At 73.3% G+C, this 23,477-nt stretch carries 22 protein-coding genes; 8 read left to right on the top strand and 14 right to left on the bottom strand.

What is annotated here, in order from left to right; translation table 11 throughout:
- Positions 1-351: 351 nt before the first annotated feature.
- Positions 352-1,242 carry a carbohydrate kinase family protein gene (locus AB0K05_RS18055; protein WP_148030175.1) on the bottom strand — a complete coding sequence of 297 codons (891 nt, stop codon included), beginning with the start codon at positions 1,240-1,242 and terminating at the stop codon, positions 352-354.
- 172 nt (positions 1,243-1,414) lie between these two features.
- Between AB0K05_RS18055 and AB0K05_RS18050 the strand changes: the two genes are divergently transcribed.
- The 4 genes from AB0K05_RS18050 to AB0K05_RS18035 all read left to right on the top strand — a co-directional run bounded on the left by AB0K05_RS18050 (position 1,415) and on the right by AB0K05_RS18035 (position 7,124).
- Positions 1,415-4,333, top strand: a complete 2,919-nt coding sequence (locus AB0K05_RS18050) for a GNAT family N-acetyltransferase (RefSeq protein WP_364230200.1) — start codon at positions 1,415-1,417, stop codon at positions 4,331-4,333.
- A gap of 100 nt (positions 4,334-4,433) precedes the next feature.
- Positions 4,434-5,024 carry a DUF5998 family protein gene (locus AB0K05_RS18045; RefSeq protein WP_364230197.1) on the top strand — a complete coding sequence of 197 codons (591 nt, stop codon included), beginning with the start codon at positions 4,434-4,436 and terminating at the stop codon, positions 5,022-5,024.
- A gap of 166 nt (positions 5,025-5,190) precedes the next feature.
- Positions 5,191-6,312 carry a nucleotide pyrophosphatase/phosphodiesterase family protein gene (locus AB0K05_RS18040; RefSeq protein ID WP_271278971.1) on the top strand — a complete coding sequence of 374 codons (1,122 nt, stop codon included), beginning with the start codon at positions 5,191-5,193 and terminating at the stop codon, positions 6,310-6,312.
- On the top strand, positions 6,309-7,124 hold the full coding sequence (locus AB0K05_RS18035) for a sulfurtransferase (RefSeq protein ID WP_148030179.1): 816 nt from the start codon (positions 6,309-6,311) through the stop codon (positions 7,122-7,124). Before AB0K05_RS18040 ends, AB0K05_RS18035 begins: the two co-directional genes overlap by 4 nt.
- A 49-nt stretch (positions 7,125-7,173) precedes the next feature.
- On the opposite strand, the gene AB0K05_RS18030 is transcribed toward AB0K05_RS18035, so the two are convergent.
- The 4 genes from AB0K05_RS18030 to AB0K05_RS18015 form a co-directional block, all read right to left on the bottom strand.
- On the bottom strand, positions 7,174-10,167 hold the full coding sequence (locus AB0K05_RS18030; RefSeq protein WP_364230193.1) for a CHAT domain-containing protein: 2,994 nt from the start codon (positions 10,165-10,167) through the stop codon (positions 7,174-7,176).
- Positions 10,168-10,233: 66 nt separating this feature from the next.
- Positions 10,234-10,680, bottom strand: a complete 447-nt coding sequence (locus tag AB0K05_RS18025; RefSeq protein ID WP_219551817.1) for a hypothetical protein — start codon at positions 10,678-10,680, stop codon at positions 10,234-10,236.
- Complete coding sequence (locus AB0K05_RS18020) at positions 10,677-11,213, bottom strand: sigma-70 family RNA polymerase sigma factor (RefSeq protein WP_148030182.1); 537 nt, start codon at positions 11,211-11,213, stop codon at positions 10,677-10,679. Before AB0K05_RS18020 ends, AB0K05_RS18025 begins: the two co-directional genes overlap by 4 nt.
- A gap of 72 nt (positions 11,214-11,285) precedes the next feature.
- Entirely contained in the window at positions 11,286-12,299 is a 1,014-nt protein-coding gene (locus AB0K05_RS18015) for a S8/S53 family peptidase (protein WP_219551819.1), read from the bottom strand.
- 177 nt (positions 12,300-12,476) lie between these two features.
- Here AB0K05_RS18015 and AB0K05_RS18010 point away from each other — a divergent pair, with 177 nt between their 5' ends.
- A complete protein-coding gene (locus tag AB0K05_RS18010; RefSeq protein ID WP_148030184.1) occupies positions 12,477-12,971 on the top strand; it encodes a DUF3145 domain-containing protein in 495 nt (164 codons plus the stop codon).
- A 72-nt stretch (positions 12,972-13,043) separates the two neighbouring features.
- On the opposite strand, the gene AB0K05_RS18005 is transcribed toward AB0K05_RS18010, so the two are convergent.
- The 9 genes from AB0K05_RS18005 to AB0K05_RS17965 all read right to left on the bottom strand — a co-directional run bounded on the left by AB0K05_RS18005 (position 13,044) and on the right by AB0K05_RS17965 (position 21,198).
- The gene (locus AB0K05_RS18005) at positions 13,044-14,468 is read right to left on the bottom strand and encodes a carboxyl transferase domain-containing protein (RefSeq protein WP_148030185.1); all 1,425 of its coding nucleotides are present in this window, start codon (positions 14,466-14,468) and stop codon (positions 13,044-13,046) included.
- On the bottom strand, positions 14,469-15,701 hold the full coding sequence (locus AB0K05_RS18000; protein WP_148030186.1) for a beta-ketoacyl-[acyl-carrier-protein] synthase family protein: 1,233 nt from the start codon (positions 15,699-15,701) through the stop codon (positions 14,469-14,471).
- Between the two features lie 39 nt (positions 15,702-15,740).
- Positions 15,741-15,980 (bottom strand): acyl carrier protein, encoded by a 240-nt coding sequence (locus AB0K05_RS17995; protein ID WP_148030187.1) that lies wholly within the window; start codon positions 15,978-15,980, stop codon positions 15,741-15,743.
- Between the two features lie 74 nt (positions 15,981-16,054).
- Positions 16,055-17,011 (bottom strand): beta-ketoacyl-ACP synthase III, encoded by a 957-nt coding sequence (locus AB0K05_RS17990; RefSeq protein WP_364230186.1) that lies wholly within the window; start codon positions 17,009-17,011, stop codon positions 16,055-16,057.
- Positions 17,008-17,904, bottom strand: coding sequence for an ACP S-malonyltransferase (locus tag AB0K05_RS17985; RefSeq protein ID WP_148034386.1), 897 nt, complete (start codon positions 17,902-17,904; stop codon positions 17,008-17,010). The genes AB0K05_RS17990 and AB0K05_RS17985 overlap by 4 nt, the downstream gene beginning before the upstream one ends.
- Before the next feature lie 108 nt (positions 17,905-18,012).
- Complete coding sequence (locus AB0K05_RS17980; RefSeq protein WP_148034387.1) at positions 18,013-19,131, bottom strand: helix-turn-helix domain-containing protein; 1,119 nt, start codon at positions 19,129-19,131, stop codon at positions 18,013-18,015.
- A gap of 70 nt (positions 19,132-19,201) precedes the next feature.
- On the bottom strand, positions 19,202-19,633 hold the full coding sequence (locus AB0K05_RS17975) for a DUF350 domain-containing protein (protein ID WP_271278424.1): 432 nt from the start codon (positions 19,631-19,633) through the stop codon (positions 19,202-19,204).
- A complete protein-coding gene (locus tag AB0K05_RS17970; RefSeq protein ID WP_219550398.1) occupies positions 19,630-20,778 on the bottom strand; it encodes a glutathionylspermidine synthase family protein in 1,149 nt (382 codons plus the stop codon). The genes AB0K05_RS17975 and AB0K05_RS17970 overlap by 4 nt, the downstream gene beginning before the upstream one ends.
- A 3-nt stretch (positions 20,779-20,781) precedes the next feature.
- Entirely contained in the window at positions 20,782-21,198 is a 417-nt protein-coding gene (locus tag AB0K05_RS17965) for a hypothetical protein (protein WP_148030191.1), read from the bottom strand.
- 92 nt (positions 21,199-21,290) lie between these two features.
- Between AB0K05_RS17965 and AB0K05_RS17960 the strand changes: the two genes are divergently transcribed.
- The 3 genes from AB0K05_RS17960 to AB0K05_RS17950 all read left to right on the top strand — a co-directional run bounded on the left by AB0K05_RS17960 (position 21,291) and on the right by AB0K05_RS17950 (position 23,378).
- Positions 21,291-22,310 carry a PHP domain-containing protein gene (locus AB0K05_RS17960; protein ID WP_364230181.1) on the top strand — a complete coding sequence of 340 codons (1,020 nt, stop codon included), beginning with the start codon at positions 21,291-21,293 and terminating at the stop codon, positions 22,308-22,310.
- Positions 22,311-22,365: 55 nt separating this feature from the next.
- Positions 22,366-23,094 carry a YafY family protein gene (locus AB0K05_RS17955; protein ID WP_148030193.1) on the top strand — a complete coding sequence of 243 codons (729 nt, stop codon included), beginning with the start codon at positions 22,366-22,368 and terminating at the stop codon, positions 23,092-23,094.
- 68 nt (positions 23,095-23,162) lie between these two features.
- Complete coding sequence (locus tag AB0K05_RS17950; protein WP_364230178.1) at positions 23,163-23,378, top strand: hypothetical protein; 216 nt, start codon at positions 23,163-23,165, stop codon at positions 23,376-23,378.
- Positions 23,379-23,477 lie beyond the last annotated feature (99 nt).

The raw sequence follows: 23,477 nt of genomic DNA, 5'->3' as shown, positions 1-23,477 counted from the left end.
GCGCGTGAAGCGGGTGCTGCTTCAGCCTCTTGTGGAAGCGCGACGCCGCCACAGCCCTTTGCGGGAAGCGCCCACGCCGCCCTGGGCCTCTCGCGGGAAGCGCCGCGCCGCCCCGGGCGTCGTTGGTGATGCCGGCGTGCGGCAGTTTGCCTGTCACCTGCTCGCCTGACGTTGAACGCGCAGGTAGACGCCGCTCTCGCCGAGAAGCCGGGGGTCTCGTACGGCGACGGACCGGTGATCGCCGGGCAGTCACGGACGCGGGCAAGGCCAACTGAAGGCGCGACCCGCTGAAGGCGTGGCCTGCTGAAGGCGCGGCCCGTCTGAGGCAGGACCCGTTAGAGGCGCGGCCCGCTAGAGGCGCGGGCGGGCGCCGAGGTGCACGATGGCCTTGGAGGCCAGGCTGCAGCCGGCGCTCAGTGACTCCGCCGCGGGCTTGCCCGCCAGCCACGCCGGCAGGAACCCGGCGCAGAACGCGTCGCCCGCGCCCGTGCCGTCGACGATGCGGTCGACCGGCTCGGCCGGCGCCCGCACCGGCTCGGGGCGGCCGTTGCCGTACCACAACGCGCCCTCGGCGTTCATCTTGATCACGACCTGCGGGAACCACGCGGTCAGCACCTTGGCCGCAGCCTCGGGATCGTCGCGGCCGGTCAGCACCTTGGCCTGGTCGGCGTTGGCGAACAGCAGCTTGGCGCCGCCCGTCCACTCCAGGAACGGCTCCGCGCCCGTACGCTCCAACGGGGCCGCGGAGGCGCAGTCGACGGAGATCGACATCCCCGCGCGGCGCGCCATGTCGAGCGCGGCGAGACCGGCCTCGCGCGAGCCCTCGTTGATCAGCGTGTAGCCGGACAGGTGGAGGTGGCCGCCGCCGAACAGGTCGCGGGGCAGGTCCTCGGGGGCCAGCGCCGCGTTGGCGCCGGGGTCGGAGAGCATGGTGCGCTCGCCCTTGTGCGTCACGAGCACCACGCAGGTGCCGGTGGGACGCTCCGGGTCCATGACGAGCCTGGCGTCGACGCCGTAGCCCATCAGCTCCATGTCGCGGTTACGGCCGGTGATGTCGGCGCCGCGGCGGCCGATGTAGGCCACCTCCGCGCCCTCGACCGCCAGCCACGAGGCGATGTTGGCGCCCGAACCGCCTCCGTGCATGGTCACGACCGCGGGTGTGTCGCTCGCTCTGGCGAGCGCATAACGGGCGCGCGCCACCGCGTCGGTCATGAGATCGCCCACCACGACGACCCGCGTCATGATGCCACCACCTTGCTTGCTGCTACAGATCGAGCCTGGCCACGGCAAAACTAACAGCTTCGGGGCTGCTCGTGGGGCGGACCCCCGACACCCGGCCTGAGTCGATGCACATCCGTTGCCCAATCGGGCCGGAGATTCTTGGCATGTGGGATGGGGGTTTAGTCTCGGGACTGTGGAGGCACAATATCCCGCTCACTGGGAAGCGGATGTCGTCCTGGCCGACGGCGGCACTGCTCACCTGCGCCCCATCAGGCCCGCCGACGCCGACCGGCTGCGCGCTTTCTACTCGCGGCTGTCCGACGAGTCCATCTACTTCCGGTTCTTCGGGCCGAGGCCGCGGCTGTCCGACCGCGAGGTGCGGTGGTTCACCAACGTCGACTACGTTGGCCGGGTCGCCCTGATCGCCACGATCGGGGCCGACATGGTGGCCGTCATCCGCTACGACCGCACCGGGCCGGGCGAGGCGGAGGTGGCGTTCCTGGTCGAGGACGCCCACCAGGGCAGGGGAGTGGCCTCGGTGCTCCTCGAACACCTGGCGGCGACCGCCCGCGAGCGCGGCATCGAGCGCTTCGTCGCCGACGTGCTGCCCGCCAACATGAAGATGATGGGCGTGCTCCGCCAGGCCGGCTACACCGCCGAGAGCCGGTTCGCCGACGGCGTGGTCCGCATGACCCTCGACCTGACGCCCACCGAGACCTCGACCGAGGTCACCATGGCTCGCGAGCACCGCGCCGAGGCCCGGTCCATCGCCCGGCTGCTGGCCCCCGGCTCGGTCGCGGTCATCGGCGTCTCACGCGAGCCGGGCGGCGTCGGCCAGACCGTGCTGCGCAACCTGCTCGCCGCCGACTTCACCGGCCCCGTCTATCCCGTGCACCGCGAGGCGCGCGCCGTGGCGGGCGTGCGCGCGTACCCGAGCATCGGCGCCATCGACGACGAGGTCGACCTGGCCGTGGTGGCGGTGCCCGCCGGCAGCGTGCTCGACGTCGTCGAGGAGTGCGCCGCCAAGGGCGTGCACGGGCTGGTCGTGGTCTCCTCCGGCTTCGGCGAGCTGGGCGAGGAGGGCCGCGCCAGACAGGACGAGCTGGCCCGCATCGCCCGCGCCCACGGCCTGCGCGTTGTCGGCCCCAACTGTCTCGGCATCGCCAACACCGACCCCGCCGTCAAGCTCAACGCCACCCTCGCCGCCACCGTCCCCGGCCGCGGCACGGTCGGCTTCTTCAGCCAGTCGGGCGCGCTCGGCACCGCGCTGCTGCAGCGGGTGGCGCAGCGGGGCATGGGCATCTCGTCGTTCGTCTCCGCGGGCAACCGGGCCGACGTGTCGGGCAACGACCTGTTGCAGTACTGGGAGGAGAACGACGCGACCGAGGTGATCCTGCTCTACCTCGAGTCGCTGGGCAACCCGCGCAAGTTCACCCGCCTGGCCAGGCGGATCTCCCGCACCAAGCCGATCGTGGTGGTCAAGAGCGGCGGCACCCCCTCCGGCCACTCCGCCCAGGAGCTGGGGCTGCCCGACTCGGCGATCAGCTCGCTGTTCGAGCAGGCGGGGCTGATCCGGGTCGACGACCTGATCCAGCTCTTCGACGTCGGCCAGCTGCTGGCCTACCAGCCGCTCCCCGCCGGTCCGCGGGTCGCCGTGATCACCAACTCCGACGCGCTCGGCCTGCTCGCCGCCGACGCCTGCGTCGCCGCCGGTCTGTCGCCGCGCCCGCCGGTCAACCTGGGTGCCGCCGCGGGGCCGTCCGAGTTCGGTACGGGGCTCGCCGGCGAGCTGGCCTCACCCGAGGTGGACGCGGCCGTCGTCATCTACATGCCGCCCATCCCCGGTGACGCGGCCGGGGTGGCGGCCGAGCTGCTGCGGGTGTCGAAGGGCGCGTCGAAGCCGGTGCTGGCCACGTTCGAGGGATATCTCGGCATGCATCCGCATCTGCGGGCCGGGCCCGCGCCGGAACGCGGGTCCATCCCCTCGTACGCGGCCCCCGAGGAAGCCGTGCGCGCCCTCGCCCAGGCGGTCCGCTACGCCCGCTGGCGCGCCGAGCCGGCCGCGCCGCCCCCGGAACTGGAGGACGTCGACACCGCCCGCGTCCGCGCCCTCGCCACCGAGACACTCGCGGGCGCCCTCCCACCGGAACTCTCTGAGACCACCGGCGCCCCCGAGACGGCCGACTCCGCCGAGGCGTCTCCCGAAGGTGGGAAGCGCTCGCCGGACGCTTCCGCTGCGGACGGTCCTCTGGAGGACTCCTCCGCCCCGCGTCCATCTTCGGCGGGGGATGCGGCCGGTGCCTCCCCGGAGGACGGTTCCGTCGTGCGGTCCGGTGATACGGAAGGGACATCGCATCCCCGCCCGTCCGGGAGCCCTTATCGGACGGGTGCTACGGAGGCCGTGCCGGGAGGCGGGAGGGCTCCGTACTTCGCGGCGGCCGGGCCGCCCGTGGAGGCCGACGCCGCGGAGCTGCTGGCCTGTTACGGGCTGACCGTCTGGCCCGCCGAGGCGGTCGGCTCGGCCGACGAGGCCGCACGGGCCGCCGAACGGCTCGGCTGGCCGGTCGTGCTCAAGGTGGCCGACCCCGAAGCGTCCCGCCGGGCGGGGACGGTACGCCTCGGGCTGCCGACCGCCGACGCCGTGCGGCACGCGTACGAGGAGTTCACCCGGCAACTCGGCGACGGAGTGGAGCTGGCCGTCCAGCGGATGGCGCCACAGCCGGCCGTGCCGACGGTGGTGAGCGTCGTCGACGACCCGGCGTTCGGCCCTGTCGTGTCGTTCGGGCTGGGCGAGGTGGCCGCCAGGCTGCTGCGCGACCGGGGCTTCCGGCTGGCGCCGCTCACCCGGGAGGACGCGGCGGGGCTGGTGCGTTCGGTGCGGGCCGCGCCGCTGCTGTTCGGCGAGTACGGTTACCCGCCGGTGGCGGTGGACGCCCTGGAGGACCTGCTCGTCAGGGTGAGCCGCCTGGCCCACGACCTGCCGGAGCTGGCCAGGCTGGACCTGGACCAGGTGCTCGTGGGCGAGGAGGGCGTGACGATCCTCGACGCCAGGGCCGTCCTGCGCACCCCCGCGGGCCCCCGCCTCGACGGCGGCCCCCGCAGGCTCAGCTAGCTCCCGGCCGCTCCGGCGCTCCCGTACGCGGTCGCGCAGACGTTATAGAGCGTTACATCCGGCGGGTGGTTGCACTGTGCGACCCTGGCAAACTGGATCCATGAGGGAAACCCGAGTCTCAGCCGCGGGCCTGCGTGAAGCGATCGAGCGCAGCGGCTACTATCCCGACCTCGTCACCGATGCGGTCGAATCCGCGCTGGGCAAGGAGGCCGTCACGGCCTTCGTGGTGCACCACGAGGCCACCTTCGATCCCGCGATGGAGGTGCGCAGGCACGTCACCGTCCTGGTGCTGACGGTCACGAGGCTCCTGGTGTGCCACACCGACGAGCACCCCGCCGTGGAGGGCGTCTCGACCGCGCACGCCTCCACGACCACCGAGGCCGTCCAGCTCGGCCGCATCCAGTCGGTGGCGGTCACCCGGGTGGTTCCCGAGCCGGCGTCGTACGTCCCCGGCGTCCCCCCGACGGAGGTGACGCTCACGATCGGGTGGGGCGCCATCTCCCACGTCGACCTCGAGCCCGCCACCTGCGGTGACGAGAACTGCGAGGCCGACCACGGCTACACCGGCGCCATCACCGCCGACGACCTCTCCCTCCGGGTCAGCGAGGCGGCCGACGGCCCCGAGGCGGTCACCCACGTCCTGGCCTTCGCCAAGGCCCTCTCCGAAGCCACCGCCCGCGCCGCCGCCTGACCGCGCTCCGCCACCCGAGACGCCGTCGACGCCGTACCGGCCGGACTCCCCGCCGCAAAGGCGGCCGATGTCGTACACGGAGGCACAGCCACCGCGAGGCCCGGCTCCGAAGTCGTGCGGGATCTTCACCTGGGCCGCCGGCGAACGGGACGGATAGGATCGGAGCATGACCATCGGCCCCCTCGTGCCGGCGTACGGAGCCGGGTCACTGCCCGATCTGTCCCGGTCGCTGCTGGCGTCGCTGGGCCTCGACGGGCCCAACCCCCTGGGCCTCCCGCCCGCCGAGCGCACCTGCCTGTTCCTGGTCGACGGCCTCGGCGCCGAGCTGCTGGCCGCGCACGCCGCCTCGGCGCCGTTCCTGGCGAGCCTGCTCGACAGGTCACGTACGCTCACCGCCGGATTCCCCGCCACCACCGTGACCAGCCTGTGCTCGCTCGGCACCGGCATCTCGCCCGGCGAGCACGGGATGCTCGGCCTGACCCTGGCCGTCCCCGGCACCGGCCGCCTGTTCAACTGCCTGCGCTGGTCCGGGATGCCCATGGACCCTCTCGACTGGCAGCCCGCCGAGACCGTCTACCAGCGTGCCGCGGCCGCCGGCCTCGACGTCGTCTACGTGGCGCCCGCCGAGTTCGAAGGCTCCGGGCTGACCGGCGCCGTCTTCCGCGGCGTCCGCTACGCCGCGGCCGAGACCGTCGACGACCGGGTCGCCCGGGTGCTGGCCGAGCTGCGGCAGCCGCGCGCCCACGTCACCGTCTACTACGGCGACCTCGACGCGGTCGGCCACATGACCGGCTGGGGCACCGAGGAGTGGCTGGCGCAGCTCGCCATCGTCGACGCCATGGCCGAGCGCATCGCCGCGGGCCTGCCTCCCGGCTCCGCCCTCTACGTGACGGCCGACCACGGCATGGTCAACGCCTCGGAGAAGCTCGACGCCGAGGCCACCCCCGAGCTGGCCCACGGGGTGGCGATGCTCGGCGGCGAGGCCAGGGCGCGACACGTGTACGCGCTGGAGGGCGCCGCGGCCGAGGTGCTCGACGCCTGGCGCGAGGCGCTGCGCGGCCGCGCTTGGGTGGTGTCGCGTGAGGAGGCCGTCGAGTCCGGCTGGTTCGGCCCGCGGGTCCTGACCGAATGGCTGGGCCGCATCGGCGACGTGGTCGCCGTCCCCTACACCGACCTGGCCATCACCGCCCCGTCCACACACCGCATCGAGGCCCTCTTCACCGGCTACCACGGCTCGATGACCACGGCCGAGCAGAACATCCCGCTCCTGGAGGTGAGCACCCGGTGACCGGTCCGCTGATCACTCCGTCCGCCCTCGCCGCGCTCGGCGACGTCACTCTGCTCGACGTTCGCTGGCGGCTCGGCGGCCCGTCCGGCATGGACCTCTACCGCGAGGGCCACCTGCCGGGCGCTGTCTTCTGCGACCTCGACAGAGCTCTGGCCGGCCCGCCGGGCGAGGGCGGGCGCCACCCGCTGCCCGCCGTCGACGCGTTCGAGCGCGCGATGCGGCGGCTCGGCGTCTCCGGCGCGCGGCCGGTCGTGGTGTACGACGACACCGCCTCGACCGCGGCGGCCCGCGCCTGGTGGACGCTGCGCTACTTCGGACATCAGGACGTACGGGTCCTCGACGGCGGGTTGCCCGCCTGGGAGGCGGCCGGACTGCCGGTCGTCAAGGAGGAGCCCGTGCCCGCGCCCGGCGACTTCACGGCCAGGCCGGGCGGGATGCCCGTGCTCGACGCCGACCGGGCGGCGGCCCTCGCCTCCTCGGGAGTGCTGCTCGACGCCAGGGCCGCCGAACGCTACCGCGGCGAGGTCGAGCCGATCGACCCGGTGGCCGGCCACATCCCCGGCGCGGTCAGCGCCCCGACCACGGAGAACGTCACTCCCGGCGGCACCTTCCTGGCCCCCGGCGAGCTGCGGGAGCGCTTCGCCGCGCTGGGCGCCCGCGAGGGGGTCGCCGCGGGCGCCTACTGCGGCTCCGGCGTGACGGCCGCCCACCAGGTGCTGGCCATGGAGGTGGCCGGCCTGCCCGCGGCCCTCTACGTCGGTTCCTGGTCCCACTGGGTGACCGACCCGTCGAGACCGGTCGCCACGGGCTGACCGCCTGGTGGCTGGGCCGGGGCTCGGGTGTCGCCGCCGGCTCGTCAGGTCAGCCGGTCGGCACGACGGGCCGCCTGTCGCCTTCTCGGTCCTCCTCGCCGTGGACCGGGAGCGGTGCCCGGCCGATGTCGACAGGGCACCCGGCGTCCGGCTCGCGGGGGACGAGGGGCTGGTCGCCGGCGCCGAAGCAGGTGAAGGCGGTGATGCCGGTCCGCGCCGAGGCGTACGCGAGCGCCGAAGCCGGGGTGTGACCCGCGGCGAGCAACTCGTGGAAGCGGCTCATCACCGCCAAGGCGTCCTCGTCGCACACCGGCACCATCCCGGCCACCACGCACGCCGTCCCCTGCGCCAGGAACGCGCCCGCGAGGCCCAGCGGCGCGCCGTCCGTGGGCGTCCTGGCCATGCCGGAGTCGCACGCTGACAGCACCACCAGCCTGGCCGTACGCGAGCTGCCGAGCAGGTCGTAGGCCATGAGCGGGCCGTCTTCCAGCGTGATGCTCGACAGCAGCGGGCTGCGGGCGTGGAATACCCCGTGCGCCGCCAGGTGCACCACATCACAAGTGGCCAGCGCGGCCAGCACCGCGTCGCGCCGGGCGGCCACCGGTCGCGCCCCCGGATGGCAGGCCACCACCCGGTCCCTCTCCTCGTACGCGTGCGCCAGCCCCGGCCCCGCCGCCGCAACCACCTTGAGCGACCCCGGCCCGGAGTCGCCAGAAAGCCCCGCCCAGGAATCGACTGAAGAGCCGACCGGATGCGCGGCCCCCGAAAGCACGACGCCATCAGAGTGCCCCGCCCCAGGAATACCGGCGGGCGGTGTGGTCCCGGCTTCGGGAAGGGCGGTGGGTGGGGTGGTCCCGGCTTCGGGAGGGGCGGCGGGCGGTGTAATCCCGGCTTCGGGAGGGGCGGTGGGTGGGGTGGTTCCCAGAGCCGGAGTTCCTGCCAGACCGGCGGGTGGTGTCGCTGCCGCTTCCGGGGAGGTGGTCCTCGGTGGGCCGGTGGGGCGGGTCATGACCAGGGGCCCGGGTGGGCGGCGGGTTCGGACAAGGGCGGGGTCGCGGGTGGCGGCGAGCCAGGAGCGGGCGCTGGCCGCCACCGTCACCGGGCACTCGCGCAGGCAGGGGAGGGCCGCCCAGGGCAGGGTGTGCAGGATGCCCGTGGGCACCACCACCAGGGGACGCTCGCCCAGCTCGGCGGCGAGCGGGGCCAGCAGGAGCAGCTCCAGCTCCGACCCGGCAGCCGCGACCGGCTCGGCCCCCGCCGCCCCGTCGTGCAGGGCCGACCGGCGCAGCGAGTAGCGCAACCGGATCAGCGCCTCCTTGACCGGCCGCAGCGCGCCCAGGGGTCGCAGCGCCAGCCGCTGCCCCGTCACCACCACGGCGAACAGAGAGCTGTCGTCCGTGACGTACTCCACCAGCGCGGCCCGCCCCAGCGCCGCCCGCACCTCGGGCAGGCCCGCGCCGTGCGGCGAGCGGGCGTGGGCCGGCGCCGTGACGGCCCGCCAGCGCTCCGCCCACTCGAACACCTCCTCGGCGCACCCGTCACGCACCGCCAGCCGCAGCCCGAAGGCCGCCAGCCGCCCGCCGGCCCGGGCCGCGTGCGCCCGCAGCGACGGGTCGTCCAGGCTGTCGATCTGGCCGCCCATCCCGGCCAGCCCCTCCTCCACGGCACGGAACGCGGCCGGGACGTCCTCCCGCAGCGCCGCCTCCAAGGCCAGGGCGTGCTGGCGCACCAGGGGCGGCACCTGCCCCGCTGCGGCGTAACCCGCCTGCGCAGGCGAGGCCAGGGGGGTGCGGCGCCCGCCCGGTGGGAGCCACCGCTCGCGACCGGGCTGCTCCGTCAGCCGTGACAGCTGAGCCGAGGCCGCGGCGCGGTCGCCGAGCGCGAGCGCGGTCTCCGCCGCCGTCAGCCGCAGCGAGGCGCCCTCGGCCAGGTGGGCGGCGTCGCGTTCGAGGTCGTCCGCGCACCCGGCCAGCTCCGCCATCAGCCCGGGCGTCGGCGGCTCCAGGACCAGGCGGGAGCGCAGCACCACCTCCCTGGCCAGCGGCAGCCAGGCCTGCCGGTCCTGCTCCGACAGCTCGCGCATGGCCCGCTCGGCCACGGTCATGGCCTCGCGCGCGTCGCCCGTCAGCAGCTCGACCTGGGCGAGCTTGAGCCGCGCCTCGGCCAGCGCCACCTGCGCCCCGGACTCCTCCAGATCGGGCACGGCCAGGCTGAGCAGCGCCCGCGCCTCACCGGGCAGGTGGGCGGCCAGCAGCGCGCCCGCGAAGTCCGCCCGCATCGTCGCCAGCCGCTCTGGATACCCGAACAGGGTGTCCTCGGCCTCGCGGTAGTGGGTGAACGCCCCGCCGATGTCGCCCCGTCGTACGGCCAGGAACGGCAGGTTGGCGGCGGCCAGCCGCGCGAGGTGGGACAGCCGGGCGTGCCCGGCGATCTGCAGGCAGGCGCTGATGTCGCGCATCGCCTGGTCCCAGTCGCCGCGGTAGGCGTGCACCAGCCCCCGGTTGAGCAGCCCGCCCGCCAGGAACCGCCGGTCGTCGATGGTGCCGGGAGCCGCCACGAGCGCCCGCAGCGCCCGGTCGCAGGAGGCGATCGCCTCCTGGTAGCGCCCCAGGTGGGCGAGGGCCACGGCGCGCTGCGTGTCGAGCTTGGCCCGGTCGAGCGGCGACAGGTAGGCCCACGCCAGCGCGGCCAGCCTGAGGGCCTGCAGCGGGTGACCCCGCTCGGTCCGCACGGTGACGAGGGACAGCCTCGCCTGCGCCATCCGCTCGGCGGGCGCGCCCCGTGTCTGGACGGCCTGCCGCAGCCGCTGCTCGGCGGCCTGCAGATCGCCCAGCTCGCGCGAGGCCAGCGCCATCGCGCGCAGCGCCACGGACGCGGCCTCGCCGTCGCCGGCCTTCTCGGCCGCCTCCAGCACCTTGTGCCCCGCGCGCAGCGCCTGGCCCGGATCGATCACCGAGCGCAGCACGGCCATCTCGGCCGCGCGCACCAGCAGGCCGCCGCCGGAGGAACGATCGAGCGTACGGATGATCTCCGGTTTCGCCATGCGCCGCCTCGGGGGAGAAGCGGCCGGGACCGGGGGGATGCGGGCCCCTCGGCCCCGGCCGAGGGGTCACGGTCGGACGCGCACCCACCTGGTCTGGACGGGTGCGTGGCCGGGCCGGTGGCAGACCACGCTGAGCCAGCCCGGAGGCAGGCCCGTGGCCGCGAACTGGCCCGTGGTGGCGACGGGCCTGGTCAGCGTCAGGTGGGGAGTGCGGACGTCGACGTGGCACCCCTCCCCGGGGGGCGGGGACACCTGCCCCGCCACGTCGATCAGACCGTCGCCGATGGTCACCTCCAGGTCGAAGGTGAGGCCCTCCGTGACGAACCGGACCAGCTGCGGGCCTTCGGCGCCCCGCACTCCCCGCGCGGCCGTGTAGCCCGTGGGAAGGGCGGTCACCGCGTGCGGGACCCGTAAGGCGAAGGCCTGCCGGGCCGCGGTGGACACGTACGCGGGAACCGGGTCGTGTCCGGAGGCCAGCCGGAGAGCCGCCAGGAAGTACTCGTCGTCGATCATTGCACCGTCTCCTGTAGTGAGATCAGGGTGCGCAGTTTCTCCAGGCAGCGGGCCCTGGTCGGGCCGACGCTGCCGATGGGCAGGCCCAGCCGCACGGCGACCTGCCGGCTCCCGAGATCGCTCGCGACGAGCGTGAGCAGGCTGCGGCATGGCTCTTTGAGGGTGGAGACCGTCTTCCAGAGCATGCGGTTGCCGTCGGCCTCCAGGACGGCTGACTCCGGGTCGGGGTCGTGCGTGACGTCGAATGGGGCGGGCCCCGGCTTAGCCTTCCGGATCAGCAGGAGCGCTTCACGGCGGGTGGTCGTCGCCAGCCACGCGCCCACGCCTGCCGGGTTGCTGATGTCGTGCAGGTGTTCGAGCAGGCGCAGCCAGGCTCCCTGGACGGCATCGGCGGCGTCGGGCTCGTTGAGCCCGCAGGCGCGTGCCACCGCCCACATGCGCGGGCCGAATCTGGCCTCCAGCTCGTTCCAGGCGCTCTGGTCGCCGGAGGCGGCCGCCGGGAGCAGCTCCGCGGGCTGGCGTGGATCGGGCATATGGCCTCCTTCCAGACCGGCGGAGGGGGCTGTTCTGCCTCCACGTGATCGCCTGTGGACTGAGCGTAAACTCTACAGACTCGACGGAACGAGAACTCCCAGATCGGGAATTTGCCGGGTCTCCCTGAGACTGAGGAGCTCGTCGGCCGCCTGCCTGGCCGGCCGGTCGTGGGCGGCCGCGGCGATCGTGCCCGCCACCACGGCGGTGGCGAAGGACGTGCCGCTCCAGGTCGCGTAACCGGCGAACTCGCCCTGCTCCAGGAAACTGCTGGTCACCCAGTCGCCGCGGGCGCACGCGTCGACCCAGCTCCCGTGGGCCGAGTAGGGAGCGCGCCGGCGCTCGCTGGAGTCGACGGCGCCGACGGCGATCACGCTGCCCAGCGCGGCGGGGTAGAACGGGCGGTCGGACGCGGTGTTGCCGGCGCACGCCACCACCACGGTGTCGGACAGCTCGGCCAGCGCGTCGGCCAGCAGGGGCGGCGGCCGGTCGTCGAAGGTGTGGCCGCCGAAGGAGAGGTTGAGCACCTGCGGCGGACGCCCGCGCATGCGGTGCAGCGCCCTGATCACGGCCGCCTCGTCGCCCACCCCCTCGCCGTCGAGCACCCGGGCCACCTGGAGCGACGCGCCGGGCGCCTGGCGGGCCAGCAGCCCGGCGATGAACGTGCCGTGACCCGCCTGGGCGCCCTCGACGGCGTCCGGCGCGTCCTCGGCGGCCTGCTCGTACCAGTCGGCGTCGGCCCACCAGCGGTGACCGGCCACGCCGGTGTCGAGCAGGCCCACCGTCACCTCCGAGCGGGACCGCCCCGGCCGGTAGTGGACCGGTTCGGCCGGGAACGGACGCGACGCGGGGCCGCCGAAGAACAGCGGCTGCCCGGTGAGAACGTGATTGGGCGAGGCGCGGAACCCGTGCTCGCGCAGCTCGGCGGTCAGCTCGCACGGGTCGACACCCTGGGAGAGATGCACCATGCAGACGCCGTCGCCCTCGGACACGGCCTGCGTCCAGCGCGCGGCCGTCGACAGCGCGCCGCGGTCGGTCAGCAGCTGACCCGGTCGGATGAGCGCGTGGCCTGCCGATTCGATGTCCATGAGCGGGTATCTATCCCCGATGGAGCGACTGTCACGTGCCACACGCGCACCAACTTGGTATGGCCCCCCTCTGGTGTCCGATTGCGACCGACGGTAGTCTCTCCCTAGTCACATGTGATCATCCCGTTGGACGAGGCCGTTGGGGAAGGCGCACCTCGTACCGAATCGGGAGGTCCGGTGTCTGCTCGTGGCGTGCTGTACGTCCACTCGGCTCAGCCCGCGCTGTGCCCGCATATCGAATGGGCAGTCGCGGGTGTCCTTGGCGTGCCCGTGGACTTGACGTGGACACCGCAACCTGCCGCGCCCAACGTCGTGCGGGCGCAGGCGGAATGGGAGGGCCGCTCCGGCATAGCGGCCGCCATCGCCTCCTCTCTCATGGGGTGGCAGCGCCTGCGGTTCGAGATCACCGAGGACGCCTCGCAGGGCGTCGACGGGACCCGTCACGCCTACACGCCGACACTCGGCCCGTTCAGCGCGGTCATCGGCGCCTCCGGCGACATCATGATCCCCGAAGACCGGCTGCGCGCCGCCATGCTCATGGCCTCCCAGGGGCGGTGCGTGCTGGAGGAGGAGCTCGACAGGCTGCTCGGCAAGCCCTGGGACGAGGAGCTGGAGCCGTTCCGCTACGCCGGCGACGGCGCGCCCGTCCGCTGGCTGCACGCCGCCGTGTGACCCGTCCCCGCGCCTGCGACGCGAAAGGGCCCCGCACCGGTCACGGTGCGGGGCCCCTTTCTCGTGCTTGGACTACAGCGGGATGTTCCCGTGCGCGCCCCTGGCGGGAGTGGCCTGGGCGAGGACCTTGGCGATCGCGCCGCGGGTCTCCTCCGGCTTGATCACCTCGTCGATGACGCCCAGCTCCTGCGCGCGGGTGAGCCCGCCCGCGAGCTTCTCGTGCTCCGCGGCCAGCCGGTGCTCCAGGTCGGCCCGCTCCTCCTCCGGCGCCGCCGCCAGCTCGCGCCGCTTGAGGATCCGCACCGCCGCCACCGGGCCCATGACCGCGATCTCGGCCGTCGGCCAGGCGAACACCTTGGTGGCGCCCAGCGAGCGGGAGTTCATCGCGATGTACGCGCCGCCGTAGGCCTTGCGCGTGACCAGCGTGACCCGCGGCACCGACGCCTCGGCGAACGCGTGCAGCAGCTTGGCGCCGCGGCGCACCACGCCGTCATGCTCCTGGCCGACGCCGGGCAGGTAGCCGGGCACGTCCACGACCACGACCAGCGGCACCCCGAAGGCGTCGCACATGCGGACGAACCGCGCCGCCTTCTCGGCGGAGGTGGCGTCGAGGCAGCCGCCCAGCCGCATCGGGTTGTTGGCGATCACGCCGACGGTGCGGCCGCCGAGCCGGCCCAGCGACGTGACGACGTTGGGCGCCCACTTCGGGTGGAGCTCGATGCCCGGCTCGTCCAGCAGGCCGTTGACCAGCGGCTTGACGTCGTAGGCGCGGCGCGCCGACTCCGGCAGCAGGCTGGAGAAGTCGACCTCCTCGATGCCGGCGGGCCGGACCCGGCCCTGGTGGCCGAGGAGCATGGCCAGCTGGCGCGCCTTGAGCAGCGCCTCGGTCTCGGTCTTGGTGATGACGTGGACGACGCCGCTGCGCTTGCTGTGGGGCTCGACACCGCCCAGCGCGGCGCTGTCGACGTTCTCGCCGGTGACGCTGCGTACGACGTCGGGGCCGGTGACGAAGATGCGGCCGGAGTCGGCGAGGATCACCAGGTCGGTGAGTGCCGGCCCGTAGGCGGCGCCGCCGGCGGCCGCGCCGACCACGACCGAGATCTGCGGCACGATGCCGGACGCCTTCGTCATGGCCGCGAACACGCGGCCGACGGCGTGCAGCGACTCGGCGCCTTCGGCGAGTCGCGCACCGCCGGAATGCCAGATCCCGAGGATCGGCACCCGCTCACGGACGGCCACGTCGTAGGCGTGCACGATGTGCTCGCAGCCCTCGCTGCCCATCGCGCCGCCCTGGAAGCGGGCGTCACTGCAGAAGGCGACGACGGGAACACCCTCGACGCGGCCCATGGCGGCGAGCACGCCGCTCTTGTCCTGGGGAGTGATCAGCCGCAGCGAACCCTCGTCGAGGAGCGCGGCGAGTCGTACGACGGGGTCTCGGGGATCAGCAGGCTCCTGGTCGGCGCCTTCGGTGGGCACACGGTTGTCGAGCACGGTCATTTAAGCCCCCTTGAACACGACGGTCACGTTGTGGCCGCCGAAACCGAACGAGTTGTTGACCGCGGCGATGTCGCCTTCCGGCAGGGTGCGGTTCTCGCCGTGGACGAGATCCACCTCGATGCCGTCGTCGATGTCGTTGAGGTTGATGGTGGCGGGGACGATCCGCTCGTGGAGCGCCTTGACGGTGAAGACGGACTCGATGCCGCCCGCGCCGCCCAGGAGGTGACCCGTCATGGACTTGGTCGAGGTGACCAGCGGGTGGGTGCCGATGGCCTTGGCGACGGCCTGCACCTCGATGACGTCCCCGGCGGGGGTGGCGGTGGCGTGCGCGTTGACGTGCTTGACGTCCTGGCCCGTCAGGTCGCCGTCGGTGAGAGCCTGGGTCATCGCCATGATGATGCCGCGGCCCTCGGGCTCGGGCTGGGTGATGTGGTGGGAGTCGGCCGAGTAGCCGACACCGGCGGCGTAGGCGTAGATGCGCGCGCCCCGCGCCCTGGCGAACTCCTCGCTCTCCAGCACCAGGATGCCCGCGCCCTCGCCGAGCACGAACCCGTCGCGCTCGCGGTCCCACGGCCGCGACGCCCCCTGCGGGTCGTCGTTGCGCGTGGACATGGCCCTGGCGGCGGCGAACGCCGCGATGTTGAGGCCGTGGATGGCGGCTTCGGTGCCGCCGGCGATCACCACGTCGGCCCGGCCGGCCCTGATCATGTCCATCGCGTAGCCGATGGCCTCGGCGCCGGAGGCGCAGGCGGACACGGTGGCGTGCACCCCGGCCTGGGCGCCCCGGTCGAGGCCGATCCAGGCGGCCGGCCCGTTGGGCATGAGCATCGGCACCGTGAAGGGCGACAGCCGGTTCCAGCCGCGCTCCTTGTAGGTGTCGTAGGCGGACAGGGTGGTGTTGATGCCGCCGATGCCGCTGGACACGACCACGCCGAGCCGCTCCGGCGCCACCTCGGGGGCGCCGGCGTCCTGCCAGGCCTCGCGGGCGGCGACCATGGCGAACTGCTCGCTGCGGTCGAGCCTGCGGGCCTCGGGCCGGGGCAGGACCTCGGCCGGGTCGACGGCGGCCGTCCCCGCGAACGTCACGGGGACGGTGTCGACCCAGTCTTCGGTGAGCGTCGCGACGCCCGACTGACCGGCGAGGAGCGCCGACCAGGAGGAAGTGGCGTCTCCACCGACGGGCGTCGTCGCGCCGAGCCCGGTGACGACGACACGTACCCGGTTTGCACTCACGTTCCGCACTCCTTGTCGATCAGCTGGTGTTGCCGGACTTCAGTTCTGGATGAAGGTGAGGACGTCCTTGACCGTCTTCAGGTTCTTGAGCTGGTCGTCGGGAATCTCGACGCCGAACTCGTCCTGGGCGGCCACGGCGATCTCGACCATGGACAGGGAGTCGATGTCGAGGTCGTCCACGAAGCTCTTCTCGGGGGTCACCTCAGAGGCCGGGATCCCGGTGATCTCGTTGATGATCTTGCCGAGGCCCTCGAGGATCTCCTGCTCGGTGGCAGCCATGTCGTTGGTTCTCCTTTGGTTTCCTGGGTTCTGCACGGACTGGCCGTGCAAGCTCTGAGAGATCGTACGGGGGACTAGGGGATCTCGATGACCTGGCCCGCGTACGTGAGGCCGGCGCCGAAGCCGAGGACGAGCGCGAGCTCGCCCGAGCGGACCTCGCCGCGCTCCAGCATGCGCGAGAGCGCGAGCGGGATCGAGGCGGCCGAGGTGTTGCCGGCGTGCACGATGTCACGGGCGACGACGGCCTTGTCGGCGCCCAGCTTGCGGGCGATGGCCTCGATGATGCGCAGGTTGGCCTGATGGGGGATGAAGGCGGACAGCTCGGACGGGTCGACGCCCGCGCGCTCGCACGCCTGCTTGGCGACCGGGTGGAGGGCGGTGGTCGCCCACCGGAACACGGTCTGACCCTCCTGGCGGAGGGAGCCGTGGCGGTCGGGGATCATGATGGCGTCGGACCTGTCGCCCGAGCTGCCCCAGACCACCGGGCCGATGCCCGGGGCGTCGGACGGGCCGACCACGGCCGCGCCCGCCCCGTCGGCGAAGATCACCGCGGTGGACCGGTCGGTCCAGTCGATCCACTGCGACAGCTTCTCCGCGCCGATGACCAGCACGTGCCTGGCCGAGCCCGCGCGGATGGCGTTGTCGGCCGTGGCGAGCGCGTAGCAGAAGCCCGCGCACGCGGCGTTGACGTCGAACGCGCCGGGCGCGTCGATGCCCAGGCGGTGCGCCACCACGGCGGCGGCGTTGGGGATCTGGCTCTCCAGCGTGCAGGTGGCCACGATCACCAGGTCGACGTCGGAGGCGGCCAGGCCGCTCGCGGCCAGAGCCTTGCCGCCCGCCTGGGCGGCCATGTCTTCCAGGCTCTCCGCGTCGCCGGCGACCCGGCGCTCCTTGATGCCGACGCGGGACTGGATCCACTCGTCGCTGGTGTCCATGGTCTTGGCCAGCTGATCGTTGGAGACGATGGTGGAAGGCTGATAGTGGCCGAGCGCCAGCAGCTTCGCCCCCGGCGCGGTTTCGAGGATCCTCACTTCATCAGCTCCCTGGCTGCGTCGAGGTCGTCGGGGGTCTTGAGCGCCACGGTCTCGACGCCGCGCAGCCCGCGCCTGGCCAGGCCGGTCAGCGTGCCGCCGGGCAGCAGCTCGATCATCCGGGTGACGCCCAGCTCGGCCATCGTGGCCATGCAGGCGTCCCAGCGCACGGGGTTGCTCACCTGGTCGACGAGGCGGCGCATGAGCTCGCCGCCGCTCGCGACGGCGGCGCCGTCGGCGTTGGACAGCAGCGTGACCTCGGGGTCGCCGGGCTCGATCTGGGCGGCGGCCTCGCGCAGCTGCTCGACGGCGGGGGCCATGTGGACGGTGTGGAAGGCGCCCGCGACCGACAGCGGGATCAGCCGGGCGCGCGCCGGAGGCTCGGCCTTCAGCGCGGCGAGTTGCTCGACGGTGCCGCCGGCGACGATCTGACCGGCGCCGTTGATGTTGGCGGGCGTCAGGCCGTGCTTGTCGAGCGCGGCCAGCACGTCGTCCTCGGCGCCGCCGAGCACCGCGGTCATGCCGGTCTCGGCGGTCGCCGCCGCCTTCGCCATGGCCTGCCCGCGCTCGCTGACCAGGGCGAGCGCCTGCTCCGGGGTCAGCACGCCGGCCAGCGCCGCGGTGGCGAACTCGCCGACGCTGTGGCCGGCCAGCACGTCGGGCGCCGCGCCGAGCACCTCGGCGGAGGCCAGGGCCGCGGCCACGAGCAGCGGCTGGGCGATGGCGGTGTCGCGGATCTCGTCGGCTCCCGCGACGGTGCCGCAGGCGATCAGGTCGATCCCGGCCACGTCGGACCAGGCGGCCAGCCGGTCCGCCACGCCGGGAAGCTCGAGCCACGGAGTGAGGAAACCTGGTGTTTGGGCGCCTTGGCCCGGCGCGACGAGTACAAGCACGAAGTCAACCATGCCCTGTAGAAGTCCGACACGCTGATGAAGATCTGCACACACTTTGTCCGGGGTGCTTTGTAGGAACCCCACAGTTCGGGTTTCCCTCCGGTTACGTTAAGGCCGCCAGGTTACGGCGCTTTCCGCGAGCCGGCCGAGGATGAGCCCGACCTGCAGCGTGAAGGCCGAACGGCCCTCGGTCGGCTGGTATCCGGTCAGTTCGGTGATCTTCTTGAGCCGATAGCGCACCGTGTTCGGGTGCACGAACAGCAGCCGCGCGGTCGCCTCCAGCGAGGTGCCCTGCTCCAGGTAAGTCGCGAGCGTGTCGAGCAGCGGGGTGCCGGCCAGCGGCAGGTAGACGTTCTCCACGAGCTGCTCCCTGGCGGCCTCGTCGCCGTCGAGCGCCCGCTCGGCGAGCAGGTCCTCGGCGTGCACCGGGCGGGGCGCGTCGGGCCAGCCGGAGCTCGCCTTCAGCCCGGCCAGCGCGGCCCTGGCCGAGTTGGCGGCGGCGTGCAGGTCGGTCACCTCGGGCCCGATGACGATCGGGCCCTGGCCGAAGCGGGCCACGACCTGGCGGGCCGCGTCGTTGACGCTGCCCGCGCCGCCCACGATCACGATCAGCCGGTCGGCCTGAACCCCGGCGAGCAGCTCCATGCCGATGCGGCGGCCCCGCTCGCGCAGCCCGTCGATCACCTCGCGCGGGTCGCCGTCGGGCGCGTGACCGGCGATCACGACCACGGGGGAGGACGTCCAGCCGAGCGCGGCGGCCCACGAGTGGAGTCCGTCGTCGACCTCGCCGCGCACCAGGGCGTCCACGATCAGCGCTTCCAGCCGGGCGTCCCACGCCCCCCTGGCCTCGGCCTCGCGGGCGTAGACGTGCGCCGCCGCGAACGCCACGTCGCGGGTGTAGCGGAGCATGGCCTGCTCCAGCTGCTCCTCGCCGCCGGGCGCGGCCAGCTGGTCGACCTGTGCCTCCACCACCTCCACCACGACCCGGACGATGTCGACGGTCTGCTGCAGCGAGATCGAGCGCTTCAGCTCGCGCGGAGCGGTGCCGAAGAACTCGATGCTGGGTGTCGGGCGGTCCTCGCCGGCGTACTGGAACCACTCCACGAACGCGGCGATGCCCGCCTGGGCCACCAGCCCCACCCACGAGCGGTCCTCGGCGCTGAGCGCCCGGAACCAGGGCAGCTGCTCGTCCATGCGGGCCATGGCGGCCGTGCCGAGCGCGCCCATGGCCCGCTCAAGCCTGCGAGTGGTGTCCTCCCGGGTCCGGTCTGTCACGCTCCTAGAGTGCCAGGTCCCGTCAGATGACCGCGACGGCGGTGATCAGGCCGATCGCGACGTGCGTGACCGCCAGCAGCCTGGCGCCCGGCTGCAGCTCCTGTTCCTTGACCAGATCGCGCACCGAGATGCCCGCGACCCGGTCGAACAGCAGCATCGCCAGCGTCTGCACCACGATGCCGACCAGGCCGAACACGGCGGTGCCCGCCAGCCCCTCGGCCAGCCGCCCGCCGGACGACCAGATCGAGGCCGCGACGATGAGCCCCACGGCGGCCATCGCCGAGGAGGCCAGCAGCGTGGCGTTCGGGTTGCGCTGGCCGCGGATGACCTCGCTCAGCCGGCCAGGGGTCGCCAGGTCGATCACGTAGAAGCCGACGATCATCAGGATGACGCCGACGGCCGCGTAGGAGGCGATGGCGCCCGCGCCACGCAGAAGGGTCTCCAGCAGAGTCATGTGAGCTCGATTCGGTGAGGTACGAAGGACGAGGTGTCGTCGGTGATCAGGCCGGTGGTCTCCCGGATGCCCAGCCCGGCCGCCTCGTCGCCGATCACCCAGGCGCCGAGCACCGGCCGCTGGCCGCCGAAGTCGGGCAGGGCCTCGAAGCCCTGGAAGACGTATCCCTCCCGGCCGTAGGAGCCCGCTGTCTCCTGGGTGTGGGCCGGGGTGACTATCCGCATCGAGGCGCCCTCACGGCCGAGCAGCGGCTTGGCGATGTAGGACTCCAGCTCGCGGGGGCCGTCGAGGTAGGCGGGCAGCAGGCTGGGGTGACCGGGGTACAGCTCCCACAGCACGGCGAGCAGCGCCTTGTTGGACAGCAGCGCCTTCCACAGCGGCTCGATCCAGGTCGAGTGGCGCACCGCGTGGCGGCCGAACGGCTCCGACAGCATCCACTCCCACGGGTAGAGCTTGAAGACGGAGCGGATCATCTCCTCGTCCATGTCGACGAAGCGCCGGTTGAGCGCGTCCCAGCCGATGTCCTCCATGGCGACGGCGACCGTGCGCAGGCCCGCCTGCTCGGCGGTCTCCTGGAGGTAGGCCAGGGTCATGGCCTCCTCGCCCGTCTCGTCCATGTTGGTCCAGGCGAAGTGGGTGGCGCCGGCCGGCAGCGGCATCTCGCGCCACCGGTCGATGAGCCGCTCGTGGATGGAGTTCCACTGGTCGTCGCCGGGGTGGGCGTCCTTCAGCCAGAACCACTGGATCACCGACGACTCCAGCAGCGAGGTCGGCGTGTCGGCGTTGTACTCCAGCAGCTTGGCCGGGCCGGTGCCGTCGTAGCGCAGGTCGAACCGGGCGTACAGGTGGGCGTCGCGCCGCTCCCACGACCGGGCCACGTCGTCGGCGGCCCACTCGGGGATGGCGAAGTCGGCGAAGCGCCCGGTCTCGACCACGTGCCCGGCGGCACGCAGGCACATCTCGTGCAGCTCCTCGACCTGCTCCTCCAGCGACTCCACCTCCGCCATGGAGAAGACGTAGTGGACCGACTCGTCCCAGTAGGGCCTGCTGAGGCCCTCGGGGTGGGCCGCCCGGTGGTAGGCCAGGCCCTGGCCCTCGATGGTCTTCTCCCAGCCCTCGCGGGGGGCGCCGTGCTCGCGCCGCACCGCTCAGCCCCCGCCGGTGCGGGAGCTGCCGAAGCCGCCCCGCTGGATCGAGCGCCCGTCGCGGCTGGTGATGGTGGCGTCGGCGGGGCGGAGCGTGGTGCCGCTGCGCACCCGCTGCCCCACCCTGGTCCCGCCGTAGTACCAGTGATAGGCCGCGCGGGAGCCGCCGTAGTAGTGGGTGCCGCCGTTGTCGTCGTCGTCGCAGTAGTAGTCCTCGACCACCATGTAGGAGCCGTCGTCGGCCCGCTGGCTGGTGTCGACGCAGTCGGCGGTGACGTCCTCGGCGTTGGAGGTGGCCGCGCAGTAGCCGACCACCATCACCGACACGACGCCGATGACGGTGAGTGTCACGACGTTGGACGACTTCTTCTTGGGGGGCGGCTTGCCGGGGGTGGCGGCGTGGTGCGGCGTCTGGGCCATCTAGCTCCTGCTCTCTTGCGGTCGGAAAGCCTAGCGGGGCCGCGCCCGGCCGTACAATTCCCCGTCGGGCCGCTTCTGGTAGGGATGAACGTATGGAACCGGTCGAGGCGTTCCGGGAGATCGCCTTTCTCCTGGAACGCGCTGGTGAGCCCGCCTACCGGGTGCGCGCCTTCCGCCGCGCCGCCTCCGTCGTCACGGAGCTGCCGCGCGAGGAGCTGGTACGGCGCGCGCGGTCCGGCGGCCTGGCCGAGCTGCCCGGCATCGGCAAGGTGACCGCCCTGGTGATCAGTGAGGCGCTCGACGGGCAGGTCCCGACCTACCTGCGCAGGCTGCGCGCGACGGAGGGCGCCGACCTGGGGGAGGAGGCCGCCGGGCTGCGCGCCGCGCTCAAGGGCGACCTCCACAGCCATTCCGACTGGTCCGACGGCGGCTCGCCCATCGAGGAGATGGCCGAGGCGGCCCGCGCGCTCGGCCACGACTATCTGGCGCTGACCGACCACTCGCCGCGCCTGACCATCGCCCGCGGCCTGCCGCCGGCCCGGCTGCGCGAGCAGCTCGACGTGGTCGCCGAGCTCAACCGCCGGTTCGCGCCGTTCAGGATCCTCACCGGCATCGAGGTCGACATCAACCTCGACGGCAGCCTCGACCAGGAGCCCGAGCTGCTCGGCCGGCTCGACGTGGTGGTCGCGAGCGTCCACTCCAAGCTCCGCATGGATCGTGAGGAGATGACCCGCAGGATGGTCACCGCGATCGCGAACCCGCACGTCGACGTGCTCGGCCACTGCACCGGGCGGGTCGTGCGCGCGGGCGGGGAGCGCGGCGCGCGCAGGCCCGAGTCGGAGTTCGACGCCGAGCTGGTCTTCGAGGCGTGCCGCCGGTTCGGCGTGGCCGTCGAGATCAACTCCAGGCCCGACCGGCTCGACCCGCCCAAGCGGCTGCTGCGCCAGGCGTACGAGCAGGGCTGCGTGTTCGCGATCGACTCCGACGCGCACGCGCCCGGCCAGCTCGACTGGCAGCGGTTCGGCTGCGAGCGGGCCGCGCAGTGCGGTGTCGGGCCGGACCGGATCGTCAACACCTGGCCCGCGGACGAGCTCCTGGAGTGGGCCCGCTGACGCGGAAACCCCGGCGGGCAAGGGATTGTCGGTGCCGGAGCGTACCGTCACAAGGGTGAACCGCACCGACCGGCTCTACGCGCTCGTCGAGGACCTGCGCGCCATCTCGCCGCGCTCGCGTTCGGCCCGCGAGCTCGCCGCGCGGTTCGAGGTGAGCGTGCGCACCATCGAGCGCGACATCACCGCGCTGCAGCAGTCCGGGGTGCCCATCTACGCCGAGGCGGGCCGCAGGGGCGGCTACGCGATCGACAAGAAGATGTCCCTGCCCCCGCTCAACTTCACCCCCGCAGAGGCGGTGGCCATCGCGGTGGCCCTCAGCCGGGCCGGTGACCAGCCGTTCGGCCGCCAGGCCCGCAGCGCGTTACGCAAGGTCGTGGCCGCCATGCCGGGCCGCGAGGGCGAGCTGGCCCGGGAGCTGGCCCGCCGCGTCATGCACGTCGCCGAGCCGCCCGAGCCCGGCGGCCCGGCCCGCCCGCTCGGCGCCGAGGGCGTCTCCCGCGCCATCGAGGAGGCCCTGCTGCGCCGCAGGGTGCTGCGCCTCGACTACGCCGACGCCAAGGGCGCGCTGACCTCCCGCGACGTGGAGCCCGGCGTCTTCCTCGGCGGTCGCGGCGGGTTCTGGTATCTGGTGGCGTGGTGCCGGCTCCGCGACGACGTGCGCGTCTTCCGCCTCGACCGCATCGTCGGCGCCGCCGTCTCGGCCGAGCGCTGCCCCGACCGGCCGCTGGAGGGCTTCGCCGCCGACGTGCCGGAGATGATCGTCCACGGCACTCTTCTCGATTAGGAGTTCGAAAACACCGACATAGGGTTGTCGCCCGAGCGCCACATTCTTGTTCTCGTCCGGAAAGCGACATGAGGAGATGGGATGAGCGAGAACACGGTGGCCTGGTTCGAGGTGCCTCCCACGCCGTCTTCCACGTCCTCGTGGCCGACGTCGAGGAGACCTGCGGGCGGGTCGAGTCGCTCGGCGGCAAGGTGGTGCACAAGATGATCGACGACGGCGCCGACTTCGCCTGCGTGCACGACACCTCGGGCAACCTGTTCGGCGGCTTCCACCGGCGAAACTGATCGTCGTGGGCCCGGCGTACGCCTTCCCCGCGAAGCCCGGGCCCGCGTCCGGCCGCCCTCAGTGGCGGCGCCCCCGCCCCGGACACGCCGCCGACCGCC

The organism is Nonomuraea sp. NPDC049486, from assembly GCF_040676925.1.
Classification (GTDB): Bacteria; Actinomycetota; Actinomycetes; order Streptosporangiales; family Streptosporangiaceae; genus Nonomuraea; species Nonomuraea ferruginea.
This window is presented reverse-complemented; position numbering and strand designations above follow the sequence as displayed.